Below are 22510 nucleotides of genomic sequence, written 5' to 3' on the forward strand. Positions count from 1 at the left end.
GAACGACCATGAATGACAATATCAGTGTGCTGCATACCCGCGCCAATCCGCCTGAATTGGGCAGCGTGTTGGGTGCAACGCGAAGCTTCACCGAAGCCTGGCAGCGCGGCGAGTTGAAATTTCAGCCGGTGATCCACGAGTCGCTGGAGCGCCATATGAAGCTGTTCATCAACTGCGCCGAGGTGATGGTGCGCAACGCCCAGCGCGTTGTCGCGGAGATCTCCAATGAACCACTGCGCGACATCCTCGACGCCCTGGAGGATGGCGATGATGAGGAGCTGCTGGCAATTGCTGCAGAAGTCGCCGAGACGGTGAAGTCTCTACTGGGCACCCAGGTGGCCCACCTGGGCAAGGAACAGCAGGCGCTGGCCACCCTGGCAGCGCTGGCGTGGGCCCGCGACGAACAGCGGCTGCTCAAGCAACAGCAGGATCAGGCCAACCTGCACACCCAGGTAAGCGCCGAGCATGATCGCGAGAAGCACAGCCAGTCGGCGATCGAGCAGGCCATTGCCACCCTGGAGGCCAATGGCTTGCAGACCCGCTTCGGCGGTGTCGTACCTTCGGCGCAAGACCTGGCCAAACTGGCCGTGCCTGGCGCTGAAGCCGCAGCGATAGCCGACGCCATGAACACGGCGGTGGAGCAGCTGCAAACCCTGCTTGGCGATGTCGTCGAAGGTATGCGCTACGCCCAGTTGCAGCAGGCGCGGCGGGCTGCCCGCGAGCGGGTGGCGAACCTGGCGCGGCAAGTGCGCGAACTCGATCAGCGTCAGCAGGTGGTGAGCACGCAACTGGCGGCACTGCTAACGATGCCGCGTTTGCACGAGCAACGCTCCGAGTGGGACGCCGGCATCAATGTCGTGCGCCAGGCCCTGGCCAACTTCGCGCCGCGAATAGGCACTGCGGCCCCCAGCAACGTTGCGCAGGTGCAAGCCCTGGACGACACCTTCAAGCAACTGCTGGCCTATCAGCGACAACTGCTCGAGCAGCACCGTCGCGGGCTGTAACGGCCCAGGTCGACCGTGCTCATCGGGCACGGTCGGCTGCGCCATATCCAAGTGGATGAGAGTCGAACAATGAATCCTCGGACATTGAGTTTCCAAGAGCAGCAACAAAAGGCGATTGTCCTGCCTGGCGCCTTGATTGGCGCCATGGACGACCGTGACGGACGGGGCCGGGCGGGCCTGATCCTGACCCGTGAATCACGCCAGACCCTCAGCGACTACAGCCAGCGCATGCTGGCGCTGCCGGGCGATTGCACGCAGACCTTGCGCTGGCTTGGCTATACCAGCATTGCCGAGCCAGAGTTGACGCCTGAGCGTATGCTCGCCATGTTCAAGCGGTTGCGCGCGCACGGGCAAAGCTGGAGCCATCTGGAGCGCAGCACTCAGGCGGTCACCCTTCAGCTCGATGCGCACGCCAGCCAGGTCGAGGCTTGCGGTGCCGAGGTCGTGCAGCTGGTCGCGCGCACACGTGCGCTGGGGGCCAATCGACCTTCGTGGGACAGCCTGCGCGAGGCGCCCGATGTGCCGCTCGATGAGCATGACCGCACGTTGATCAGTTCGATGGCTGACCGGCTGATGGGCTTGCATGCGCTGATCGACGATTTCGACCTGCAGCTCGATCAAGTGCGGATAGGCTTCGAGCGCTTTCGCGACGAGGCGCGTTTCAAGCTACGCCCGGAAGTGGTGGAGAAGTGCCGAGCGGCAGCGCGCTTTTCACAGGCCCCGGATGGCGAAAACTTGGCCTGGGAGCTGGCCAGCCTGGATGAGGACATCAAGGCGGTGCGCAGTGAGTATGAGCGTTACTCCAGGCAATCCTCACTCGGCTGGATCGGCGGCCCTTTCGGCGCGTTGATCGGCAATTCTATCTATGGCTCCAAAGCCAAGTCAGCGCGCGCCGAGCTTCGTCGCCTGGAGCATCGGCGCAGCGCAGTCAGCCACCAGTTGAGCGAGTTTCGTCAGGTGGAAGGGCGCGTACAGAAGGTGAACTCCAACATGGGCCAGCTGGAGCTCGACCTGTGGGATGTGGTGCTTGCGGCGGGTCACCTGCACACGGCCTGGCAAACCATCGAGGCGTACCTGGAAAGCGCGGCAGGCCACCTGGGCAAGATGAACACCCGCCAGCAACTGGCGGTGTTCATTTACTACTTCAGGCAGTTTCTCGCCCAGTGGGCAGGGATACGTGAACATTCCCAGGAGATGGCGAAGGTCTTCAAGTAGGCGCTACTTGCGCGCTACGATCGTTGCCCGCCGTGGCGCGGGCAGGCCTTCGACGGTCAGGCTTTGGTCATTGGGGTCGAGGAAGTCGCTCAGTGACTGGTAGCGCATCCAATCGGTGCTGCGCTGTTCTTCGATGCTGGTGACGCTGACATCGACGCAGCGTACATCGCTGAAGCCGGCACGGCGCAACCAGCGCTCCAGAGCGGGTACCGAGGGCAGGTACCAGACGTTGCGCATTTGTGCGTAGCGGTCTTCTGGGACCAGCACCTGTTGCTCGTCGCCTTCGACCACCAACGTCTCCAGCACCAGCTCGCCGCCTTTGACCAGGCAATCCTTGAGCGCCAGCAGGTGCTCTATGGGGGAGCGGCGGTGGTAGAACACGCCCATGGAGAACACCGTGTCGAAGCCTTCAAGGTTGGCCGGCAAATCTTCCAGGGCGAACGGCAAGTGCCAGGCTGGCAGCTCGGGCAAGTACTGCTGCACGGCCTGGAACTGGCAGAAGAACAGCCAGTTGGGGTCGACCCCGACCACCATATCGGCACCGGCGCCGAGCATGCGCCATTGGTAATAACCGTTGCCGCAGCCGACATCGAGCACGCGCTTGCCCTTGAGGTCCAGGTGCGGGCTGACCCGCGACCACTTCCAGTCCGAGCGCCATTCGGTGTCCACGTGCACGCCGAACAGGTCGAACGGCCCTTTGCGCCAGGGCGACAAGCCCATCAGCGCCTCACGCATTTGCGCGCGGGTGGCGTCGTCGCAGTCGCAATCCAGGCGCAGCCCGTTGACCAGGTCGATTTCGCTGGGTTGCAGGGCGGGAAGCGCATCCAGCGCGCCGCGCCAGCGATCGAGGTCGCCGTGGCCTTTTTCCAGCTTGGCTTCCAGTTGCGCTTGCAGGCCTTGCGACCAGGAAGCCAGGGGGGTGCCCGCCAGGCGGCGGACCAGAGGGGACAGATCGATCATGGCAGGGCAATCAGCGAGGCGAAGTTAAGGCATTGGAACCACGGCACGACCTTGGAGAAACCCGCAGCGCGCAGGCGCGCCTTGTGCGCATCCAGGGTGTCGGGCTTCATCACGTGCTCGATGGCACTGCGCTTCTGGGCAATTTCCAGTTCGCTGTAGCCGTTGGCCCGTTTGAAGTCCAGGTGCAGTTCATTCAGCAGGTTCTGCTCGTCATCGTCGGCGAAACGCAGTTTTTCCGAGAGGATCAGCGCGCCGCCCGGCAGCAGGGCCTGGCGGATACGGCCGAGCAACTCAAGGCGTTGGTCGGGTGCGATGAATTGCAGGGTGAAGTTCATCGCCACTACCGAGGCCGGCTCGAAGGGCAGGGCGAGGATGTCGGCTTCCAGCACGTTGACCGGCAGCAGCTCCTGGAACATCGAGTCCTGCGCGGTGAGGTACTGGCGGCAGCGCTCGACCATCGCAGCGGAGTTGTCCACGGCGATGACGCGGCAACCGTCGCTGCGTACATGACGGCGCAACGACTGGGTGACAGCGCCCAGTGAGGCACCCAGGTCGTACAGCGTGCTGTTCGGCTGGGCGAAGCGTGCGGCCAGCACGCCGAGGTTTTCGACGATGGTCGGGTAGCCTGGCACCGAACGCTTGATCATGTCCGGGAACACGCGCACCACGTCTTCGTTGAAGGCGAAGTCGGGTACCTGCTCCAGAGGTTGGGCGAAGAGGCGGTCGGGTTGTTTGCTCACTGCGGGCTCGATACGGGGTGAAACGGAGACGCATTTTAGCCAAAGGCGGAGCATCTTGCCATGGCAGTGCTTCGGGGCCAGTGCACGTACCAGCAGGCAGTCAAGGTTGCCAGCGACAGGCGTTAAGCGCGGTCAGCGGACGATGACCTTGCACTCGAAGCTCTGCACCGGTGCGACTTCAGCCTCCCAGGGGCGTTGATACACAAGCACCAGTTGGGCTTCTCCGGCACTGCTGGCAAGGTAGCGCCAGGTGGACGAGCCGGCACTGCCGACCACGTCGGTGTCATCGGGGGCACTGTAGACCTCGGGGCCGAGGCTTTGCAGGATGCTTGCGGCAGGGTTCTCAATGCGCCAGCGGTAGCCGGTTGAGGGGTTTCCTGGAAGGGTCAGGGTCAGTGCCTGGCCCACCTTCAGACGCTGGGGGCATTCGCTTTCGGCGTCCAGTTCGACGGTTTGCAGGTGCTGGGCGCAGGCAGCAAGCAGGGTAAGGCTCAGAGGAACGAGCAGACGAGGGGCGGTCATGTTGGCTCCGAAGGCTGGCGATGACCTGAGGATAACCGAAGCACGTGCAAATTTGTGCCACCGGTACAGGCCTGTTCACGGCGAATGCCGCAAACAGGCCAGGACTGATCAGAACAGCACTTTCGCCACGTCGGCAAAGCGCTTGGCAAAATGCACCGTCAGCCCTTCACGCAGGTAGTCTGGCAATTCTTCGAAGTCGCCGCGGTTGGCCTCGGGCAGGATCAGCTCGAAGATCTTCTGCCGCTTGGCGGCAATCACCTTCTCACGCACCCCGCCAATGGGCAGCACCTGGCCGGTCAGGGTCAGCTCACCGGTCATGGCCACGCCCTTTTTCGGCGCCTGGTCCCGCGCCAGTGACAGCAGCGCGCTGGCCATGGTCACCCCCGCGCTTGGGCCATCCTTGGGCGTAGCACCCTCGGGCACGTGCAGGTGGATGAACGCCTCGTTGAAGTAGCCTGGGTCACCGCCAAACTGTTTGAGGTTGGAGCTGACGTAGCTATAAGCGATCTCGGCGGACTCTTTCATCACATCCCCCAGTTTGCCGGTCAGCTTGAAGCCGCGGCTGAGGGTATGAATGCGGGTGGCCTCGATCGGCAGCGTGGCGCCGCCCATGCTGGTCCAGGCCAAACCCGTTATCACGCCTTTGCCGGCCAGTACCTGCTCGCTGCGGAATACCGGCATGCCGAGCGCGGCCTCCAGGTCTTTGCTGCCAATCTTGAGCTTGGCATCCGGGTCCTCCAGCAGCTTGACCACGGCTTTGCGCACCAGTTTGCCCAGTTGCTTCTCCAGCTGCCGCACCCCTGCCTCACGGGCATAGCCCTCGATCACGGTGCGCAGCGCGCTGTCAGTGATGCTCAGGCTGGTCTTGGCTACGCCGGCCTTGTCCAGCTGCTTGGGCCACAGGTGGCGCTTGGCGATGGCCAGCTTTTCTTCGGTGATGTAGCCGGAGAGGCGGATCACTTCCATGCGGTCGAGCAACGGCCCGGGGATCGAGTCGAGGGTGTTGGCGGTGCAGACGAACAGCACCTTGGACAGGTCCAGGCGCAGGTCCAGGTAGTGGTCGAGGAAGTCGACGTTCTGCTCGGGGTCGAGGGTTTCCAGCAGCGCGGAAGCCGGGTCACCCTGGTAGCTCTGGCCCATCTTGTCGATCTCGTCGAGCATGATCACCGGGTTCATCACTTCGACGTCTTTCAGCGCCTGCACCAGCTTGCCCGGTTGGGCGCCGATGTAGGTGCGGCGGTGGCCCTTGATTTCCGCTTCGTCGCGCATGCCGCCGACGCTGAAGCGGTAGAACGGCCTGCCGAGCGATTCGGCAATGGACTTGCCAATGCTGGTCTTGCCCACACCCGGTGGGCCCACCAGCAGCACGATCGAGCCGCTGATCTCGCCTTTCCAGGCGCCCACGGCGAGGAATTCGAGGATGCGTTCCTTGATGTCATCAAGGCCGGCGTGGTGCTGGTCGAGCACCTTGCGCGCGTGCTTGAGGTCGAGCTTGTCTTTGCCGTAAACGCCCCACGGCAGGGCGGTGGCCCAGTCGAGGTAGTTGCGGGTCACGGCGTATTCTGGCGAGCCGGTCTCGAGGATCGACAGCTTGCCCATTTCTTCGTCGATGCGCTTCTGCGCCTGGGCGGGCAGGGTCTTGCCCTCAAGGCGCTGTTCGAACTGTTCGAGGTCGGCGCTGCGGTCGTCCTTGGTCAGGCCCAGCTCCTGCTGGATGACCTTGAGCTGCTCCTTGAGGAAGAACTCGCGCTGGTGCTCGCCGATCTGGCGGTTGACCTCGGCCGAGATCTCGTTCTGCAGGCGCGCCACCTCGACCTCTTTGCGCAGCATCGGCAGGACCTTTTCCATGCGTTTGAGCATGGGCACGCAGTCGAGCACTTCCTGCAACTGGCTGCCGGTGGCCGAGGTAAGGGCTGCGGCAAAATCGGTCAGCGGTGACGGGTCGTTGGGGCTGAAGCGGTTGAGGTAGTTTTTCAGCTCTTCGCTGTACAGCGGGTTGAGCGGCAGCAGCTCTTTGATCGCATTGATCAGCGCCATGCCGTAGGCCTTGACCTCGTCGGTAGGCTCGGTGGGTTGGCGCGGGTATTCCACCTCGACCAGGTAGGGCGGGCGATGGTGCTTGAGCCAGGTCCGGATGCGCACCCGGGTCAGGCCCTGGGCCACGAACTGCAGCTTGCCGTTCTCACGGCTGGCGTGGTGCACCTTGACCAGGGTGCCGTACTCCGGCAGGGCGGAGGTGTCGAAATGGCGGTGGTCTTCGGGCGGGGTGTCCATGAAGAACAGCGCCAGGCAGTGGTCGGGTGACTTGGCGACCAGGTCGAGGGTTTCTGCCCAGGGCTCTTCGTTGACAATCACGGGCAACACTTGTGCCGGGAAGAACGGGCGGTTGTGAATCGGGATCACATAGACCTTGTCCGGCAGTTGCTGGCCGGGCAGGGCGAGGGCGTGGCCGGGTGTGGCCTGGGTATCGGCGTGCTCGACTTCGCTGTGTTCGTCGGGGTGTTCGGGGAAATCCTGCTGGTTGCTCATGGGGCACCTGCGTGAATGACTATGGTGCTTAGATGGGGCGCGGGGGGATGGGTTTCAAGCTTTGCGTTAGAAGGTGCAAGCTGCAAAAAAAAACGGGGCCCTGCAGGCCCCGCTTTCTCTTGTGGCTTGTAGCTTGCCGCTAGAAGCTTAGTCGGCGAGTTTGTAAGCGATGATGTAATCACCCATCTTGGTGCCCAGCGAGCCGTGGCCGCCAGCGGTCACCAGCACGTACTGCTTGCCGTCCTTGCCGCTGTAGGTCATCGGCGTGGCCTGGCCACCGGCCGGCAGGCGGGCTTTCCACAGCTCTTTACCGTTGTTGGTGTCGTAGGCACGCAGGTACTGGTCCAGGGTGCCGCTGAGGAAGCCGACGCCGCCTGCGGTAACGATCGAACCGCCCATGCTCGGCACGCCTACCGGCAGGCCGATTGGCACAGGTGTGCTGTCGCGGGTGGTGCCGTTCTTGTGCTTCCACACGACCTTGTTGGTGAACAGGTCGATGGCCGCCACATAGCCCCAGGCAGGCGCCTGGCACGGTACGCCCAGCGGCGACATGAACGGGTGCATGGTCACCGCGTATGGTGCGCCGGTGTTGGGCTGCACGCCGCTGGTCTCGCTTTCGCGCTTGCTGCCGGCGGCCACTTGCTCGCGCGGCACCATCTTCGACACGAAGGCCATGTAGTTGGGCGAGGTGAACAGCAACTGGCGTACCGGGTCGACCGACACGCTGCCCCAGTTGAACACGCCGACGTTACCTGGGTAGATCAGCGAACCCTGCTCGGACGGCGGGGTGTACTGGCCTTCGTAACGCAGTTCGCGGAACTGGATGCGGCACAGCATCTGGTCGAACGGTGTGGCGCCCCACATGGCCTGTTCGGTCAGCTCAGGGCCGAGCAGGTTGAGGTCGGAGCGGGCCTGGGTCGGCGAGGTGTGGTCGCCTTTCACGGCGCCTTGCGGGGTCGGGATCTCACGGATCGGCACGATTGGCGTGCCGTCGCGGCGGTCCAGCACATACAGGCTGCCCTGCTTGGTCGGCACGATGATCGCCGGCTTCACGCCATCGGCAGTCTTCAGGTGGACCAGGGTTGGCTGGCTGCCGACGTCCATGTCCCACAGGTCGTGGTGGGTGAACTGGTAGTTCCAGCGGGCCTTGCCGGTGGTCAGGTCGAGGGCGACAACACCTGCGCTGTACTTTTCCGCGCCGGGGGTGCGGTCGGCGCCCCATTGGTCTGGGGTCTGGTTGCCCAGCGGCAGGTAGATCATGCCGAGGTCTTCATCGACGCTGGCGATCGACCACATGTTTGCCGAGTTGCGGCTGTAGGTCTTGCCGGGTGCCAGAGGCTTGGTGTCGTCCGGGTTGTTGCTGTCCCAGTTCCACACCAGGTGGCCGTCGTGCACGTCGTAGGCGCGGATGACGCCAGAGGGCTCGTTGGTCGACTCGTTGTCGGTGACATGGCCGCCGATGATCACCAGATCACGGGTGATCGCCGCCGGCGAAGTGGAGTAGTAGCCGCCGGCGGTGAATGGGCCGATGCCGGTGGTCAGGTCGATCACGCCCTGGTTGGCGAAGCCTTCGCAGACCTTGCCGTTGTCGGCGTTGATGGCGATCAGGCGGGCGTCGGCGGTGGGCAGGTACAGGCGGCGCGGGCAGGCCTGGGCGACAGTCTTGCCGGCATCGGTGATTTTCGGTGCTGGGCTGCCATCACGGCTGACGTAGTTGTTCTCGTCATAGTACGAAACACCGCGGCAGGTCATGTGGGCGAAGCCCTTGAAGGTACCGACCGGGCTCTTGACCTGTGGGTCGTAGCGCCAAATTTCGGCGCCGGTGTCCGGGTCCAGGGCCAGCAGCTTGCTGTGCGCGGTGCAGGCGTAGAGCATGCCGTTGACCTTCAACGGGGTGTTCTGGTTGGTCAGCTCCACCGGGTCGTTGTCGGTCGGCAGGTCGCCGGTACGGATGCGCCAGGCTTCTTCCAGGCGGTAGGCGTTCTGCGGGGTGATCTGGCGCAGCGGCGAATAGCGGTCACCATGCTCGGTGCGGCCGTAGGCTTGCCATTCGCCGTCGGGCATGGCCGGCGCGGCGCTGGCCATCTCACTGCTCTCGCGGCCCAGTTCGCCGAACACTTCACCCGGGTGAGTGAATTGGCTGCCCAGGGCGCAGGCACCGGAGGCGACCACAGCGACGCTGAGCAGCGCGGTGTTGGCCTTGGCGGCCGGGCCGATCAGTGGGCGACGTGCCCAAGGCAGCAGCAGGACCACGCCAATGGCGAACCAGATGGCCAGGCGCGGCACCAGTTGCCACCAGTCCAGGCCCACTTCCAGCAATGCCCAGGCGGTGCTGCCGAGCAGCACCAGGCCGTACAGCCCGAGGGCGATGCGGCGCTGGGCCAGCAGCAGGATACCGGACAGGGCAAAGCCGATGCCGGCGATCAGGTAATACAGCGACCCCCCCAGCTGGCTCAGCTTGATGCCGCCAGCCAGCAGGGCCAGGCCCATCAGCAACAGCAGCACGCCCAGAAGGCGCGGTAGCCAGCGGGTTCCATTCTTGGCACCGTCAGTGCTCATCGTAGGTTCTCCGTTATGTCAAAAGGTTGATTCAGAAAGTGCTTTGGATCTTCAGGCCGCCGATCAGCGCATCGTCAACCTGCGACACCCCGCCCGGGTGGCGGATGTACTGCAGGTTGGGGCGCACTGTGAGCCAGTCGGCCAAGTGAATGCCGTAGTACAGCTCGGCGCTGTACTCCGTGTCCTGCACGGGCAGGAAGCCAGGGTTGTCGTAGTCGTCGAGGCCGGCGGCCTGGTTGGCCAGGCGGGCGTTCTTGCGGTAGGCCGGGTTGACGTGCACGCGGGCGAGGGCGAAGCCGATGTCGTCCTTGGCGCGGGCATCGAAGGGCCCTTTGTATACCAGTCCTGCCTGAACATAGTTGTCGATGGCATTGGTCTTCTTGTCGTGCAAGGTGGCGTTGGCGAACAGGCTCAGGCCACGCGACTGGTCGGACGCCAGCGAGGTGACCTGCTGCTGGGCGCCGAGCCACATGCCGTGCTTGCTCGAACGGCTGCGGTAGGCGGCGCCACTGAGCGCAGCCGGCTGGCCGTTGCTGTCGTCGAGCACATCGTGTGCCTTGGCATTACTGTAGTAGTAGCCGGCGCGATATTCCCCTTTCAGGCCATTGACCTGTGGGCTCCACACCAGTTCGACCGGCAGGATGGCGCCCTGGGTGCCGCTGCCACTGAGCTTGAAACCGTTGCCCGATTCCAGGTTGGAAGGGTTTTGCTCGTACACGCCGACTTGGGCATAGAGTGCGTCGGTGAGGTTGTAGCGCACGCGCAGGGCCCATTGGCTGACGGGCCAGTTGTACCAGATGCTGCCAACCCAGTTGCCTACCTGCGAGCCGCAGAAGGCCAGGTTCTGGAAGTCGCAGGGGAAGCTGTTGAAGTCTTCGCCTTCGCCGAAACGGCCGAATTTGACGTCCAGTGCGCCGTCAAAGTACTTCTGTTTGACCCACAGTTGCGTGAGCCGCCAGGTTTCACCGCGGCCCCAGACTTCCTGGGCAGAGGTGAAGCCGCCGACACGCGGGTCGTTGATGCGGTCGTTGCTGATGTTGTCGCCGTGGCGCTCGGTGAGGGTCAGCTGGAATTCGGTGTCGTTCCAGCCAAAGATCTTTTCCAGGTCCAGGTGGCTACCGAAGGTGAACTGGTCGCTGTAGCGCGCGGTACGGTCGTGGTCGAAGCCGCCGTGCAGGTTGCTGCCCATCTCGCCGGTATAGCCGAGGGTGAAGTCGTAACCTTTTGCCAGTAATTCACTGCGGGTGCCGCCCCAATCGCCCAGCATCCACGGGGAATCGCTGGCGAACATTTCGCTGGCGCTGGCAGGGGTTGCACAGGCGGTGAGGGCAAGGCCGATGAAACAGGTTTTGGGCAGCTGGAACATGAGATAGCGCTATCTTTTGATTATTGAACAAACGACAAGGGCATCGAAGGGCGGGCCCTTCAATGGAGATGACAACAAGGTGGAGTCGATGAAGCGATTCAGCTTGCGGCGGGGAGGATATAGGGGAAGTTGTAAGAAAAAAAGACAAATTGTCGCAGTTGATTGTTGTCGATCCGGTAACAGTGCCGTTTGTAGGAGCAGCCTTGTGCTGCGAAGAGGCCGGTGAAATCAGTGAAGATTTGCTGTGTTATCTCCGGCCTCTTCGCAGCACAAGGCTGCTCCTACACGCGAATGGGGGCGCAGGGCGCCCCGATGGCAGCTCAAAACGTCGTACGCAGCCCCACTTCCACACTGCGCCCCGGCGCTGGCGCAATATCCCGCAGAATCGAACTGGCATAGCGCACCGTCTGATCCGTCAGGTTTTCACCCCGCACGAAGGCCAGCCACTCGCTTTGCCCGATGTCGAAGCGATAGCCCACACTCGCGCCCAGCGTGGTGTAGCCATCGGTACTGGTTTCGTTGGCCGGTGTGCGATGTTGCGACGCGGCATGCTGCACATCGACCCGCGCCTGCCAGCGGTCCAGTGCCCAGACCAGGCCGCTGTTCAACCGCAGCGGTGCGATTCGTGGCAATGGCTCGCCACTGTCGAGGTTCTTGGCCCGGGTGTAGTCGCCGGACAGCTCCAGCGCGAAGCTGCCATAGCGGTTCTCGACCAGTTGCCAGCGGTCTTGCGCCTCGATGCCATAGAAGCGCGCCCGCACGCCCTGATACTGGTATTCCGGGAAGCCGTCATGGTCGTGATCATGATCGTGGTCATGCTCGTCCTCGCCATGGTCGTGGTCATGCCCCTCACGCAGGTTGCCTGTGCCGATCAGGCCAATGTAGTTGCGAAAGTGGCTGTAGAAGACCCCGACGCTGCCTTTGTGCGTGCCGTTGTCGAAGCGCAGGGCCAAGTCGCCGGAAATTGCCTTTTCCTTTTTCAGGCTGGCATCGCCCACCTCGTAAGCCCCGGTGGCCACATGCGCACCGTTGGCATACAGCTCATAGAAGGTTGGGGCGCGCTCGGTGTAGCCCAGGTTGGCGGCCAGTGCCCAGACCGGGTCGAGCTGGTACACCGCCCCGGAGGACAGGCTGAAGGCATTGAAACTGCTGGCGCTGTCGGCCGCTGCAAAGGTCTCGTTGCCCTTGGCATCCGGGTCGACGCGGGTGTGCTCCAAACGCGCGCCCAGGCTCAGGTTCAGGCGCTCGGTGGCCTGCCATTGCTCAAGCATGAACAGCGCCAGGCTGTCGGTATCGGTATGCGGGACGAACGCTTCCTCCCCCAGTGCCGAGAACTCGTTACGGCTGACCTGGGCACCGATCACCCCTTCAACCGGCCCAAGTGGCTGATGACGCGCCTCGATGCGTGCCTCGTAGCCCTTGTTCTTGAAGGTGGTGTGCACCTCGCCTTCTTCGATTTCGCTGTGCTCGTAGTCGGTATAGCCGGCATCGACCTTGACCGAGCTGAACGGGCCTTCGAGGTCACGCAGTTCAGAGGCGAATGCGTAGTGGTCTTGCTGCATGTCCAGGCGTACGCCGGGTTCGGCCACCGAGCCGTAGTTGCTGTCGTAGCGGCTGTAGGACAGGCCGGCATAGCCATGGTCCCACTGGTAAGACCCGCCGACGGCGCCCCCATCCTGACGCCCGTCGCTGTTCTCCAGGCGGTGTTTGCTGCCCGGCTCGTCGGCGTCACGCACCTTCGAGCTGCGCGCGTAACCAGGGATGCGCAAATCGTTGAACTGGCGGCTGTTGGCGTCCAGGTGCAGGGCGAAGGCGCCGTTCCCGGCTTCCAGTTTACCGGCGCTGCTGCGGGTGGTATCGGCGCCGCCATAACGCAGCTCGCCCGCCCCGTGGATGCCTTCGATCGGCGCATCGGGGATGCGGTTATCGAAGGTATTGACCACACCGCCAATGGCATTGCCGCCGTAGAGCAGGGCAGCGGGCCCGCGGACGATTTCGACCCGCTCCACGGTCACCGGGTCGAGCGGAACGGCGTGATCGTAGGACAGTGACGAGGCATCCAGTGCACCGACGCCGTTGCGCAGGATGCGGATGCGGTCGCCGTCCAGGCCGCGGATTACCGGGCGGCTGGCGCCAGGGCCGAACCAGGTAGAGGCGACGCCGGGCTGCTTGTTCAGGGTTTCACCGAGGCTGCCGTGTTGCTGTTGCAGCAGGTTGTCACCTTCGAGGACCGTGCTCGGGGCGGCCAGTTGGCGATTGCCCAGCGGGTTGGCGGTGATGACCTGGGGTTCGAGTTCAACGGCCTGGCTGGGTGATGAGGCCAGCCACAGCGCGACGGCGAGGGGGGAGAGGCGGAGCGGGATGTACAGCATGGGGATGGGGCGTTCCTTGGCAGAGGCTTTTGTATTGTTACTGTATAACATTGCTATTTCAGCATAAGGCTTTCGCCTCTGGCCAGCGGTTTTTCAAGCGACCTGAGTCCCCTGGCCACTACACTCGTGTAAGGTGCGCACCTTTCCCACGCTGGAGCACTGGCATGAGCACGGCCCAACACAACGCGCTGCACGGCAAGACCCTGGAGCAGATCCTCACCGAACTGGTGGCTCACTACGAATGGCAGGGCCTTGCCGAGCGCGTCGATGTGCGTTGCTTCAAGAGCAACCCGACCATCAAGTCGAGCCTGACCTTCTTGCGCAAGACGCCCTGGGCGCGGGAGAAGGTCGAACAGCTGTACGTGAAGCTGCAGCGCAAGGCCTGAGGTGCGGCGCCATCCGTGGCTGAGCCTGGCCGCCGTGCTCGGTTGGTTCGGCCTTGCGGTGCAGGTTTATCTGGTGTTGCTGGCGCGCTGGCAGGAACAGGCCAGCCTGATTGGCGGCCTGGTCAACGTGTTTGGTTATTTCACCGTGCTGACCAACACCCTGGTGGCGACGGTGCTGAGTTATGCCGCGTTTGGCCGGGAGGGCAGCGCCAGGCGCTTCTTTCTGTTGCCGTCGGTCAGCTCCGCCGTGGCGGCCAGCATCGTGCTGGTGGCGTTGGCCTACAGCGTGCTACTGCGCCACTTGTGGCAACCCGAGGGCTGGCAATGGCTGGCAGACGAGTTGCTGCATGATGTGATGCCGGCGTTGTTCGTTCTGTACTGGTGGTGCGCGGTGCCCAAGGGCCATTTGCGGCTGTGGCACCTGGCGGGCTGGGCGCTGTACCCGGCGGGGTACTTTGCCTATGCGCTGTGGCGGGGCAGTGAGATTGGCGTGTATGCCTACCCCTTCATCGATGTGGCGAGCCTCGGGTATGGGCGGGTGATGCTCAATGCCCTCGGGGTGTTGGCGGGGTTCTGGGGTATCGGGCTGGTGTTGCTGGGGTTGGACCGCTGGCGCGGCCGGCAGTTGGCGGTCAGCGTGTAGGAGCAGCCTTGTGCTGCGAAGAGGCCAGTGGCATCACTGAAGAACTGGGTGATGCTACTGGCCTCTTCGCAGCACAAGGCTGCTCCTACACAAAGCTGAGCTGCGCCCCAGATGTTGGGCACCCGTCCATTATCTGGGGCGAAGCTCAAGCGCGTTAGGCGAGAGCGGCGCTTACTCGTCGTCCGCAGTACCGTCCGCCCGCCAGTAGGCCGCTGCCTTCAAGGCATCGTCCGGCACGCCTTTTTCCAGCAGCAACGCCTTGGCCTGGCGGGTCAGGGCTTTCTCCAGCGCCACCCAACCGTACAGCCTGCCTTGTGGCAAGGTCAGGTTCTTCAGCAGGGCGAGCAGGTCCTCTTCCTGGCGCCGGACCCAGATCACATCCACCTGTGCCTCGCTTGGCAGCGGCTGGCGTTCCTGTTCGTCTTCGATCTGGATTACCGCCAGCACGTGCCGGCCCGCGGGCAGTTCTTCAAGGCGGCGGCCGATAGCGGGGATTGCCGTCTCGTCACCGATTAGCAGGTAGCTGTCGAAGATATCCGGTACCACCAACGAGGCCCGTGGGCCGGCGATGTTCAGGTGTTGGCCTGGCGCAGCCTGGGCGGCCCAGGTGGAGGCAGGGCCATCACCGTGCAGGACGAAGTCGATGTCCAGTTCGTTGGCCACCAGGTCGATGCGCCGTGGTGTGTATTCGCGCATGGTGGGCCGTGCGCCGCCGTCGCGGCCCAGGTTACGGGCGTCGATGGCTTGCTGTTGCGCCGGCGTTTCGGCAAACAGCAGCTTTACATGATCGTCGGTACCGACGCTGGTAAAGCCCGCCAGTTCCGCGCCGCCCAGGGTGATACGGCGCATGCGTGGGGTCAGGTCGGTGACGCGCAGCACGTCAAGGCGGCGCTGGCGGATTTCGTGGTTGACGCGGTGAATGGTGTCACTCATGGGTGTTCTCCGTAACGGCATCGTCCGGCCCGGAGGCAATGGCCTTGGCCGTGTTGTTAAGCAGGTCGCGGACCCGTTCGATTTCTTCCGGTGTCCAGCGCCCGCTGTGCATGTGCAGCGCATGGCGCAGGTTGCCGACCGCTTCGTGGATCTCAGGTGGGCGGTCGTGCCCGCGCAGGGCGCGTTTGCTGACTTCGATGCGCATACGCACGCCGTCGAGGGCAACCGCCTGCTCGGCCAGGGCGGTGCGGCCGGCATCGGTGATGGCGTACAGGCGTTTGCTGCCCTGGACCTGGCCGCTGATCAGCTCGGCCTCTTCAAGGAAGTTGAGGGTCGGGTAGATGACGCCGGGGCTTGGGCTGTAGCTGCCGTCGAACAGGTTCTCGATCTGGCGGATCAAGTCATAACCGTGGCCAGGTTGCTCAGCCAGCAGGGCCAGCATCAGCAGCTTGAGGTCGCCAGGGGCGAATACGCGAGGGCCGCGTTCGCCGCGGCCGGGGCGGCGCTCGAAAGGATCGTGGGGTGCAGGGTCGCGCATCAACATGGGCTCCGTCTTGTGCGATATATCTTAAGATATTACTCAAGATATATCTAAAGACAAGTCCTTAATGCCAATGATTATCATCTAAATGTTAGATGAGTCGCTCCCGTGCATGGCAACCTGCGGCGCTTTACATTCATTCGGGTTACCCGGCTGCAGGTACGGCATAAGGATCGGCGCCATGCCCTTGAGCACTTGCACGGGCAACGCCGAGGTGAATTTGAACGCTTCGGCCGAGCGCCCCGGCACGAATGCGGTCAATGTGCCGAAGTGGTTATCGCCCAGGAAGAACACGAAGGTGGCGGTGCGGTTCAGCGAACGCGAGCCGATCAAGCGGCCCCCGGCACCGAAGCTTTCGATGCGGTTGTCGCCGGTACCGGTCTTGCCGCCCATCACCAGCGGTGTACCGTCCTGTAGCTTGAAGCTGCCGGAAATACGCCGCGCCGTCCCCGCGTCGACCACTTGCGACATGGCGCCTTTGAGGGCCCGCGCAACCTCCACAGGGAGGATCCGCTGGCCGCGGTCGGGGTCACTCACCAACTTGGTCTCGTAGGGGGTGTTGGCGGCGAAGTGCAGGGTGTCGATGCGCAAGGTCGGCAGGCGCACGCCGTCGTTTTGAATGATGCCGACCAGTTCGGAGAGGGCGGCCGGGCGGTCACCCGAGCTGCCGATGGCGGTGGCCAGCGACGGCACCAGGTGGTCGAACGGATAGCCCACGCGCTTCCAGCGCTGGTGGATGTCGAGGAACGCTTCGATCTCGACCATGGTGCGGATACGGCTGTCGCGTGCGCCCTGATGGCGGCTCTTGAACAGCCAGCCATACACCTCCTGGCGTTCGAAGCGGCTGGCATTGACCATTTCGGTCAGCGTCGAGCTTGGGTGCTTGAGCAGGTAACCGAGCAGCCACAGGTCCAGCGGGTGGACCTTGGCGATGTAGCCCTGGTCGGGCAAGTCGTACTTGCCCGGGCCGTAGGCGTCGTACATTTCCGACAGGCGACCGTCGGTGAGTTTGCCCAGGGCAATCTTGTCGTCCTTGCTGTGCGCGCGTACGAAGGCGTTGAAGGTTTCCTGGCCGGCTTCGGGGAACAGGTAGCGGTGCACCGCCGCCAGGCGCTGCGGGGTCACGCGCATGCTGTCGAGGAAGGTGTCCAGGCGTTGTTGCGAGGTTTTGCGCTGGTACTTCTTCCAGAAGCGCATCAGGTAGTTGGTACCCTCCTTGTCGGCGAAACGGGCCAGGTATTCCTGGCGGCGGGGGTCGGCGTCGTCCTTGAGCAGCGGTACCCGATTGAACGGCTGTTGATAGGTGACGTAGCGCACCAGGTCGCGCATCAGGCGGATGAACGGCAGGTTGATCGATTCGCGCAGGGCGATCTTCAGCGTTGGGTTGCGGCTGTTGTCTTCCTTGCGGAAGTTGTTGAACACGTGCATGCCACCCCCGGTGAAGAAGGCCTCACCGGTGTTGGCCGAATACTTGCGTTCCAGGGCGGCGTCGAGCATGGCATCGAGGTTCTGGTCCTTGCTGTTTTGCATCAGCCATTCCAGTGACCACTGGGTGATGCGGTCCAGTTCGGCCACCTCGACCTTCTTCAGTTCGGCAGCGGGCTTGCCGGCATACTTGTCGTGCAGCTCGGCGATGATTTCCAGGTAGGTGGTGAGCACCCGCAGCTTGGCTGTCGAGCCCAATTCCAGCTTGCTGCCTTCGTTGATGTCGAACGGCTGGTCGGTGCTGTCGGTCTGCACCCGCACCCTGGATCCATCGGCGGTGCGCTCGAACAGCGTGAAGCTGTAGCGCACCTGGTCGGTGGTCTTGGTGGTCAGCAGGCGCTCGCCGATCAGCCCGATCTGCGCTGCGAACTCAGGGTCCGAGAGGTTCTTCAGGTACTGGCTGACCTGCATCTGCAGGTCAGCCTGCAGGGTGCTGGTGGCCGACAGGTCGAGGCGGTCGAGGTCGTACAGCGGGCGGTTGAGCATGGCCGCCAAGCGGTTGCGGGCCAGGCTGATGCCCTTGTTGGTGATGATCGGCACAATGGTCGGTTGTGCCACCCAATCGCGATACACCGCCTTGCTGGCCAGCGCCGCATCGGCCAGCGGCTGGTCGATGACTTTGTTGGCGGCGAGCACGCGGACATGGGAATCGGTGAGCTCGGCCAGTTCGACCCGGCCTTTGGACAGGTAATGCGAGGGGCGACGCTGGGCGATCATCAGCGACAGCACCTGGCGCAGCGCAAGGCCACGCGCCGCGAGGCTTTCGGGGTCGCTGGCGGTCGACAGCAGGGCCTGGTTGACCTGGTCGAAATCGGCGCCGTACCACACCCGCAGGCCTTCAGCCATGCCATGCACTTCACCGTGGCCGGGCACCGCCGAGAGCGGCACGCTGTTGAGGTAGTCGCGCACGATGCGCTGCCGGGCCTCGGTGGTGTCCGGGCCGCCCTGGTAGGCACGCACGCTGGCGGACACCATCTGGCGGATCTTCTCAGCGCCGGACACGGTCAGGCCATCCGGCGAGTGGCGGTACTTCTCCAGCTGCGTCGCCAGGGTACTGCCACCGGCCGACTGGCCGGGCAAGGCAAAGTACTTGGCCACCTGGCTGTAGGCGGCCTTGGCGAAGCGCGGCCAGTCGACGGCCGGGTTGTTGCGCGGGTCGGTGGTGTCGAGCAGGTCGCGGTTTTCGATGAACAACAGGCTGTTGACCATCACCGGCGGGATCGCTGCAAAGTCCGGGTACAGGTGTTGCGGGTAGTTGTACTGGTACAGCGTGTCGCCACGGCAGTCGGTAATCGACAGGCCAGCCTGGATCTTCTCGATATAGGGGGCGAACAGGCCGTGATCGACGTAGTCCATCAACGCAGGCGAGAACTGCACTTGTTCACTGATCAGGTAGTCACGTTTGAGGAGCCGCGGCAGGAATTCGCCCAGCGCGCTGTAGCCCAGGCGTTTGTCGAACGGGCCTTCACCGGGGTAGACGATGGCATCGCTGGGGCCTGGCTGCAGCGAGTAGGTCAGGGTGGTGGCGAGCTTGCTGAACTCCCGCGATTGCAAGTTGGAGGTGCGGAATTCGTCATAGGCGGCAAAGCCCAGGGCGATGAGGGCCACCAGCAGGATCAAAATGATCAGCCGCCACCAGAGCCGACGCTGACGTGGGGACTTTGCAGGTGGCGTCTCGGCCGGAGGGGTTGCGGGTGCTTCCGTTCTGGTTGGTTCCGATTGCCACAGTGCGCCCATAGTCTTCAATCCGGCCAGGTATTTTCGTCTTGCTTGTCTGAAGCTTAGACGTTGACCGGGTTGGGTGAAAAATTTGTAGGAAGGCGAGAAAAGTGGCGTAGGGATATGCGGCTTTGGTGTGGGTTTCGGGGCTAGGTGATGTTGATAAGGTGTCGCCCTGAATCTGCGGCGTGTAACAGCCTCAGAACCCTATCAGCAGTGGAATAGACCCGAGATTTCTCGCCAAATTTCCCCGTTTATACAGTGAAAATCCCTACAGGTAGCTTCCTATACTGCTCGCCCCTTCGACCTGCCGGACGCTCTACTCCGGCACACGGGCCGGCCCACAAGGCCAGCCCGGCCAATCAACGCCCCGCCTATCGGCGCGGCAGTTGCGGCACGAAGGTCAAATCCAATAACAAAATGAGGTTGTATTGCTATGCCAGTCGGCAACCACCCTGCCCATGCCGAGACCGCACAAGGCGGCCCTCTCAAGCGTGAACTGGGCGAACGGCACATCCGTCTTATGGCGCTGGGCGCCTGTATCGGTGTCGGTCTCTTCCTCGGTTCGGCCAAAGCCATCGAAATGGCCGGCCCTGCCATCATGCTTTCCTACATCATCGGTGGCCTGGCCATCCTGGTCATCATGCGCGCCCTCGGTGAGATGGCCGTGCACAACCCCGTTGCCGGCTCGTTCAGCCGCTACGCCCAGGACTACCTTGGCCCATTGGCCGGTTTCCTCACTGGCTGGAACTATTGGTTCCTGTGGCTGGTGACCTGCGTGGCGGAAATCACCGCAGTGGCCATCTACATGGGCATCTGGTTCCCCGACGTACCCCGCTGGATCTGGGCCTTGGCGGCGCTGGGCAGCATGGGCGCGGTCAACCTGGTTGCGGTCAAGGCGTTCGGTGAGTTCGAGTTCTGGTTCGCCCTGATCAAGATCGTCACCATCATCGCCATGGTCCTGGGGGGCATCGGCATCATTGCCTTCGGCCTGGGCAACGACGGCGTGGCGGTGGGTATTTCCAACCTGTGGAGCAATGGCGGCTTCATGCCCAATGGCGTGACCGGTGTGCTGATGTCGCTGCAGATGGTGATGTTTGCCTACCTGGGCGTGGAAATGATCGGCCTGACCGCCGGCGAAGCGCGCAACCCGCAAAAAACCATCCCGCAGGCCATCGGTTCGGTGTTCTGGCGCATCCTGCTGTTCTACGTGGGGGCGCTGTTCGTGATCCTGTCGATCTACCCGTGGAACGAGATCGGCAGCCAGGGCAGCCCGTTCGTGATGACCTTCGAGCGCCTCGGCATCAAGACTGCGGCCGGCATCATCAACTTCGTGGTCATCACGGCGGCGCTGTCGTCGTGCAACGGCGGCATCTTCAGCACTGGGCGCATGCTCTACAGCCTGGCGCAAAATGGCCAGGCCCCGGCGACCTTTGCCCGTACCTCGAAAAACGGTGTGCCGCGCAATGCGTTGCTGCTGTCGATTGGCGCACTGCTGCTGGGCGTGCTGGCCAACTACCTGGTGCCGGAGAAAGTCTTCGTCTGGGTGACCTCGATCGCCACCTTCGGCGCGATCTGGACCTGGGTGATGATCCTGCTGGCGCAGCTCAAATTCCGCGCCGGGCTGTCGACTGCCGAGCGCAAGGCGTTGAAATACCGCATGTGGCTGTGGCCGCTCAGCTCCTACCTGGCACTGGCTTTCCTGGTGCTGGTGGTGGGGCTGATGGCGTATTTCGAGGATACCCGCGTGGCGCTGTACATCGGGCCGGCGTTCCTGGTCTTGCTGACCGCCTTGTACTACACCTTCCGCCTGGCGCCGAAGGAGGCGCAAGGGGTAGCGAGCACCGCATCCTGATGTGAACTGGCTGGGGCCGCAGAGCGGCCCCAGCCATGTCAGGCTGCCACCTCACTGTTCGGCTCGAAGCTGTCCGCCCTGGCCAGCTGCCACATCCGCGAATAAAACTGCCCATTCACCTCGCCGGTCAGCAACTCGCCCGGCTTGAGGAATACGTGCATCTGCGAGAACAGCTTGATCTCCGTGGCCGATACGCGCCGTACCAGGTGCTTGGCCTCCAGTTGCGCGGGGTGGTCCAGGCCGGCCGCTGCCAGCATTTCGGCCAGGGCGCGCAGGGTGTTGTGGTGGAAGTTCAGCACCCGTTGGGCTTTGTCCGGCACCACCAGCGCACGCTGGCGCAACGGGTCTTGCGTGGCCACGCCAGTCGGGCACTTGTTGGTGTGGCAGCTTTGCGACTGGATGCAGCCAATGGCGAACATGAAGCCGCGCGCCGAGTTGGCCCAGTCGGCGCCGATGGCCAGCACGCTGGCGATATCGAACGCGCTGACGATCTTGCCGCTGGCGCCAAGCTTGATCTTGTCGCGCAGGTTCAGGCCCACCAGCGTGTTGTGCACGAACAGCAGGCCTTCGCGCAGGGGTACGCCGATGTGGTCGGTGAACTCTACCGGCGCAGCACCGGTGCCGCCTTCCTTGCCGTCGACGACGATGAAGTCGGGCAGGATGCCGGTTTCCAACATGGCCTTGGCGATGCCCATGAACTCCCACGGGTGGCCCAGGCAGAACTTGAAGCCGACCGGCTTGCCGTCCGACAGCTCACGCAGTTGGGCGATGAACTGCATCATTTCTATCGGGGTGGAGAAGGCGCTGTGGCGTGACGGCGAAATGCAGTCCTCGCCCATGAGCACGCCGCGGGTTTCGGCAATCTCCTGGGTCACTTTGTGCTTGGGCAGGATGCCGCCGTGGCCTGGCTTGGCGCCCTGGCTCATCTTGATCTCGATCATGCGTACCTGCGGGCTGCGTGCCTGGGCGGCGAAGCGCTCGGGGTCGAAGCGCCCGTCAGGCGTGCGGCAGCCAAAATAGCCGCTGCCCAGCTCCCAGACCAGGTCGCCACCGTGTTCCCGGTGGTAAGGGCTGATGCTGCCTTCGCCGGTATCGTGGTGGAAGTTGCCCAGCTTGGCGCCCTGGTTAAGGGCGCGGATGGCGTTGGCGCTGAGTGAGCCGAAGCTCATGGCGGAAATGTTGAAGATCGACGCCGAATACGGCTGCCGGCACTGCGGCCCGCCGACGATGACGCGGAAGCTCGCCGGGTCGGTCAGCGGTGCCGGGCGCATGGAGTGGCCGATGAATTCGAAGCCGGACTCATACACGTCGATCAGGGTACCGAAGGGTTTGTCCGAGGCTTCGTTCTTGGCCCGTGCATAGACCAGCGAGCGTTGCGCGCGGGAGAAGGGCAGGGCGTCGCTGTCGGCTTCGAGCAGGTACTGGCGAATCTCTGGGCGAATGCCCTCGACCAGGTAACGGATGTTGCCGAGGATCGGGTAATTGCGGCGTACGGCGTGGCGTTGCTGCAGCAAGTCGAACACACCGATCAGGCTGAGCACGGCAGTGGTCAGGGTGAACGGCCACAACCACTCATGGTGGGTGAACGGCAGGCTCGCCAGGGTGAACAATACACAGGCGGCGAAGAAGGCGTAGCGGCTGAGAAGTGACAGGCTCATACGGGGTCCTTGCGATGGCGCGG

At 63.5% G+C, this 22510-nt stretch carries 16 protein-coding genes; 5 read left to right on the top strand and 11 right to left on the bottom strand.

Going from position 1 to position 22510, the window contains the following annotated elements; translation table 11 throughout:
* Positions 1–8 precede the first annotated feature (8 nt).
* A complete protein-coding gene (locus tag AC5PZ0_RS05275; protein WP_493854487.1) occupies positions 9–1004 on the top strand; it encodes an alpha-xenorhabdolysin family binary toxin subunit B in 996 nt (331 codons plus the stop codon).
* A 69-nt stretch (positions 1005–1073) separates the two neighbouring features.
* Positions 1074–2219: an alpha-xenorhabdolysin family binary toxin subunit A gene (locus tag AC5PZ0_RS05280; protein ID WP_493854488.1), complete on the top strand. Its 1146-nt coding sequence runs from the start codon at positions 1074–1076 to the stop codon at positions 2217–2219.
* A 3-nt stretch (positions 2220–2222) separates the two neighbouring features.
* On the opposite strand, the gene cmoB is transcribed toward AC5PZ0_RS05280, so the two are convergent.
* The 7 genes from cmoB to AC5PZ0_RS05315 form a co-directional block, all read right to left on the bottom strand.
* The gene (cmoB, locus tag AC5PZ0_RS05285) at positions 2223–3179 is read right to left on the bottom strand and encodes a tRNA 5-methoxyuridine(34)/uridine 5-oxyacetic acid(34) synthase CmoB (RefSeq protein ID WP_085273575.1); all 957 of its coding nucleotides are present in this window, start codon (positions 3177–3179) and stop codon (positions 2223–2225) included.
* The gene (cmoA, locus tag AC5PZ0_RS05290) at positions 3176–3919 is read right to left on the bottom strand and encodes a carboxy-S-adenosyl-L-methionine synthase CmoA (RefSeq protein ID WP_085273574.1); all 744 of its coding nucleotides are present in this window, start codon (positions 3917–3919) and stop codon (positions 3176–3178) included. Before cmoA ends, cmoB begins: the two co-directional genes overlap by 4 nt.
* 132 nt (positions 3920–4051) lie before the next feature.
* On the bottom strand, positions 4052–4441 hold the full coding sequence (locus AC5PZ0_RS05295) for a protease inhibitor I42 family protein (RefSeq protein ID WP_493854489.1): 390 nt from the start codon (positions 4439–4441) through the stop codon (positions 4052–4054).
* A 108-nt stretch (positions 4442–4549) separates the two neighbouring features.
* Positions 4550–6970 carry an endopeptidase La gene (gene lon / locus AC5PZ0_RS05300; RefSeq protein ID WP_493854490.1) on the bottom strand — a complete coding sequence of 807 codons (2421 nt, stop codon included), beginning with the start codon at positions 6968–6970 and terminating at the stop codon, positions 4550–4552.
* Positions 6971–7117: 147 nt separating this feature from the next.
* Complete coding sequence (locus AC5PZ0_RS05305; RefSeq protein WP_099430282.1) at positions 7118–9529, bottom strand: glucose/quinate/shikimate family membrane-bound PQQ-dependent dehydrogenase; 2412 nt, start codon at positions 9527–9529, stop codon at positions 7118–7120.
* A 31-nt stretch (positions 9530–9560) separates the two neighbouring features.
* The gene (locus AC5PZ0_RS05310) at positions 9561–10895 is read right to left on the bottom strand and encodes a carbohydrate porin (protein WP_454243020.1); all 1335 of its coding nucleotides are present in this window, start codon (positions 10893–10895) and stop codon (positions 9561–9563) included.
* Positions 10896–11215: 320 nt separating this feature from the next.
* Positions 11216–13267, bottom strand: a complete 2052-nt coding sequence (locus AC5PZ0_RS05315; RefSeq protein ID WP_493854491.1) for a TonB-dependent receptor — start codon at positions 13265–13267, stop codon at positions 11216–11218.
* 164 nt (positions 13268–13431) lie between these two features.
* Between AC5PZ0_RS05315 and AC5PZ0_RS05320 the strand changes: the two genes are divergently transcribed.
* Positions 13432–13653, top strand: a complete 222-nt coding sequence (locus AC5PZ0_RS05320; protein WP_027594165.1) for a VF530 family protein — start codon at positions 13432–13434, stop codon at positions 13651–13653.
* 1 nt (position 13654) lies between these two features.
* On the top strand, positions 13655–14296 hold the full coding sequence (locus tag AC5PZ0_RS05325; RefSeq protein WP_186677498.1) for a Pr6Pr family membrane protein: 642 nt from the start codon (positions 13655–13657) through the stop codon (positions 14294–14296).
* A gap of 171 nt (positions 14297–14467) precedes the next feature.
* Here AC5PZ0_RS05325 and AC5PZ0_RS05330 read toward each other — a convergent pair whose 3' ends face one another.
* The 3 genes from AC5PZ0_RS05330 to AC5PZ0_RS05340 all read right to left on the bottom strand — a co-directional run bounded on the left by AC5PZ0_RS05330 (position 14468) and on the right by AC5PZ0_RS05340 (position 18992).
* Entirely contained in the window at positions 14468–15229 is a 762-nt protein-coding gene (locus tag AC5PZ0_RS05330; RefSeq protein ID WP_493854492.1) for a siderophore-interacting protein, read from the bottom strand.
* Positions 15222–15767, bottom strand: coding sequence for a PadR family transcriptional regulator (locus tag AC5PZ0_RS05335; protein ID WP_027594168.1), 546 nt, complete (start codon positions 15765–15767; stop codon positions 15222–15224). Before AC5PZ0_RS05335 ends, AC5PZ0_RS05330 begins: the two co-directional genes overlap by 8 nt.
* Positions 15768–15854: 87 nt before the next feature.
* Positions 15855–18992, bottom strand: coding sequence for a transglycosylase domain-containing protein (locus AC5PZ0_RS05340; protein WP_099430279.1), 3138 nt, complete (start codon positions 18990–18992; stop codon positions 15855–15857).
* A gap of 418 nt (positions 18993–19410) precedes the next feature.
* On the opposite strand from AC5PZ0_RS05340, the gene AC5PZ0_RS05345 reads away from it, so the two are divergent.
* Positions 19411–20829, top strand: coding sequence for an amino acid permease (locus AC5PZ0_RS05345; protein WP_027594170.1), 1419 nt, complete (start codon positions 19411–19413; stop codon positions 20827–20829).
* 38 nt (positions 20830–20867) lie between these two features.
* On the opposite strand, the gene AC5PZ0_RS05350 is transcribed toward AC5PZ0_RS05345, so the two are convergent.
* The gene (locus AC5PZ0_RS05350; RefSeq protein WP_027594171.1) at positions 20868–22487 is read right to left on the bottom strand and encodes an FMN-binding glutamate synthase family protein; all 1620 of its coding nucleotides are present in this window, start codon (positions 22485–22487) and stop codon (positions 20868–20870) included.
* Positions 22488–22510 lie beyond the last annotated feature (23 nt).

This window comes from Pseudomonas sp. 5.2 (genome assembly GCF_059025405.1).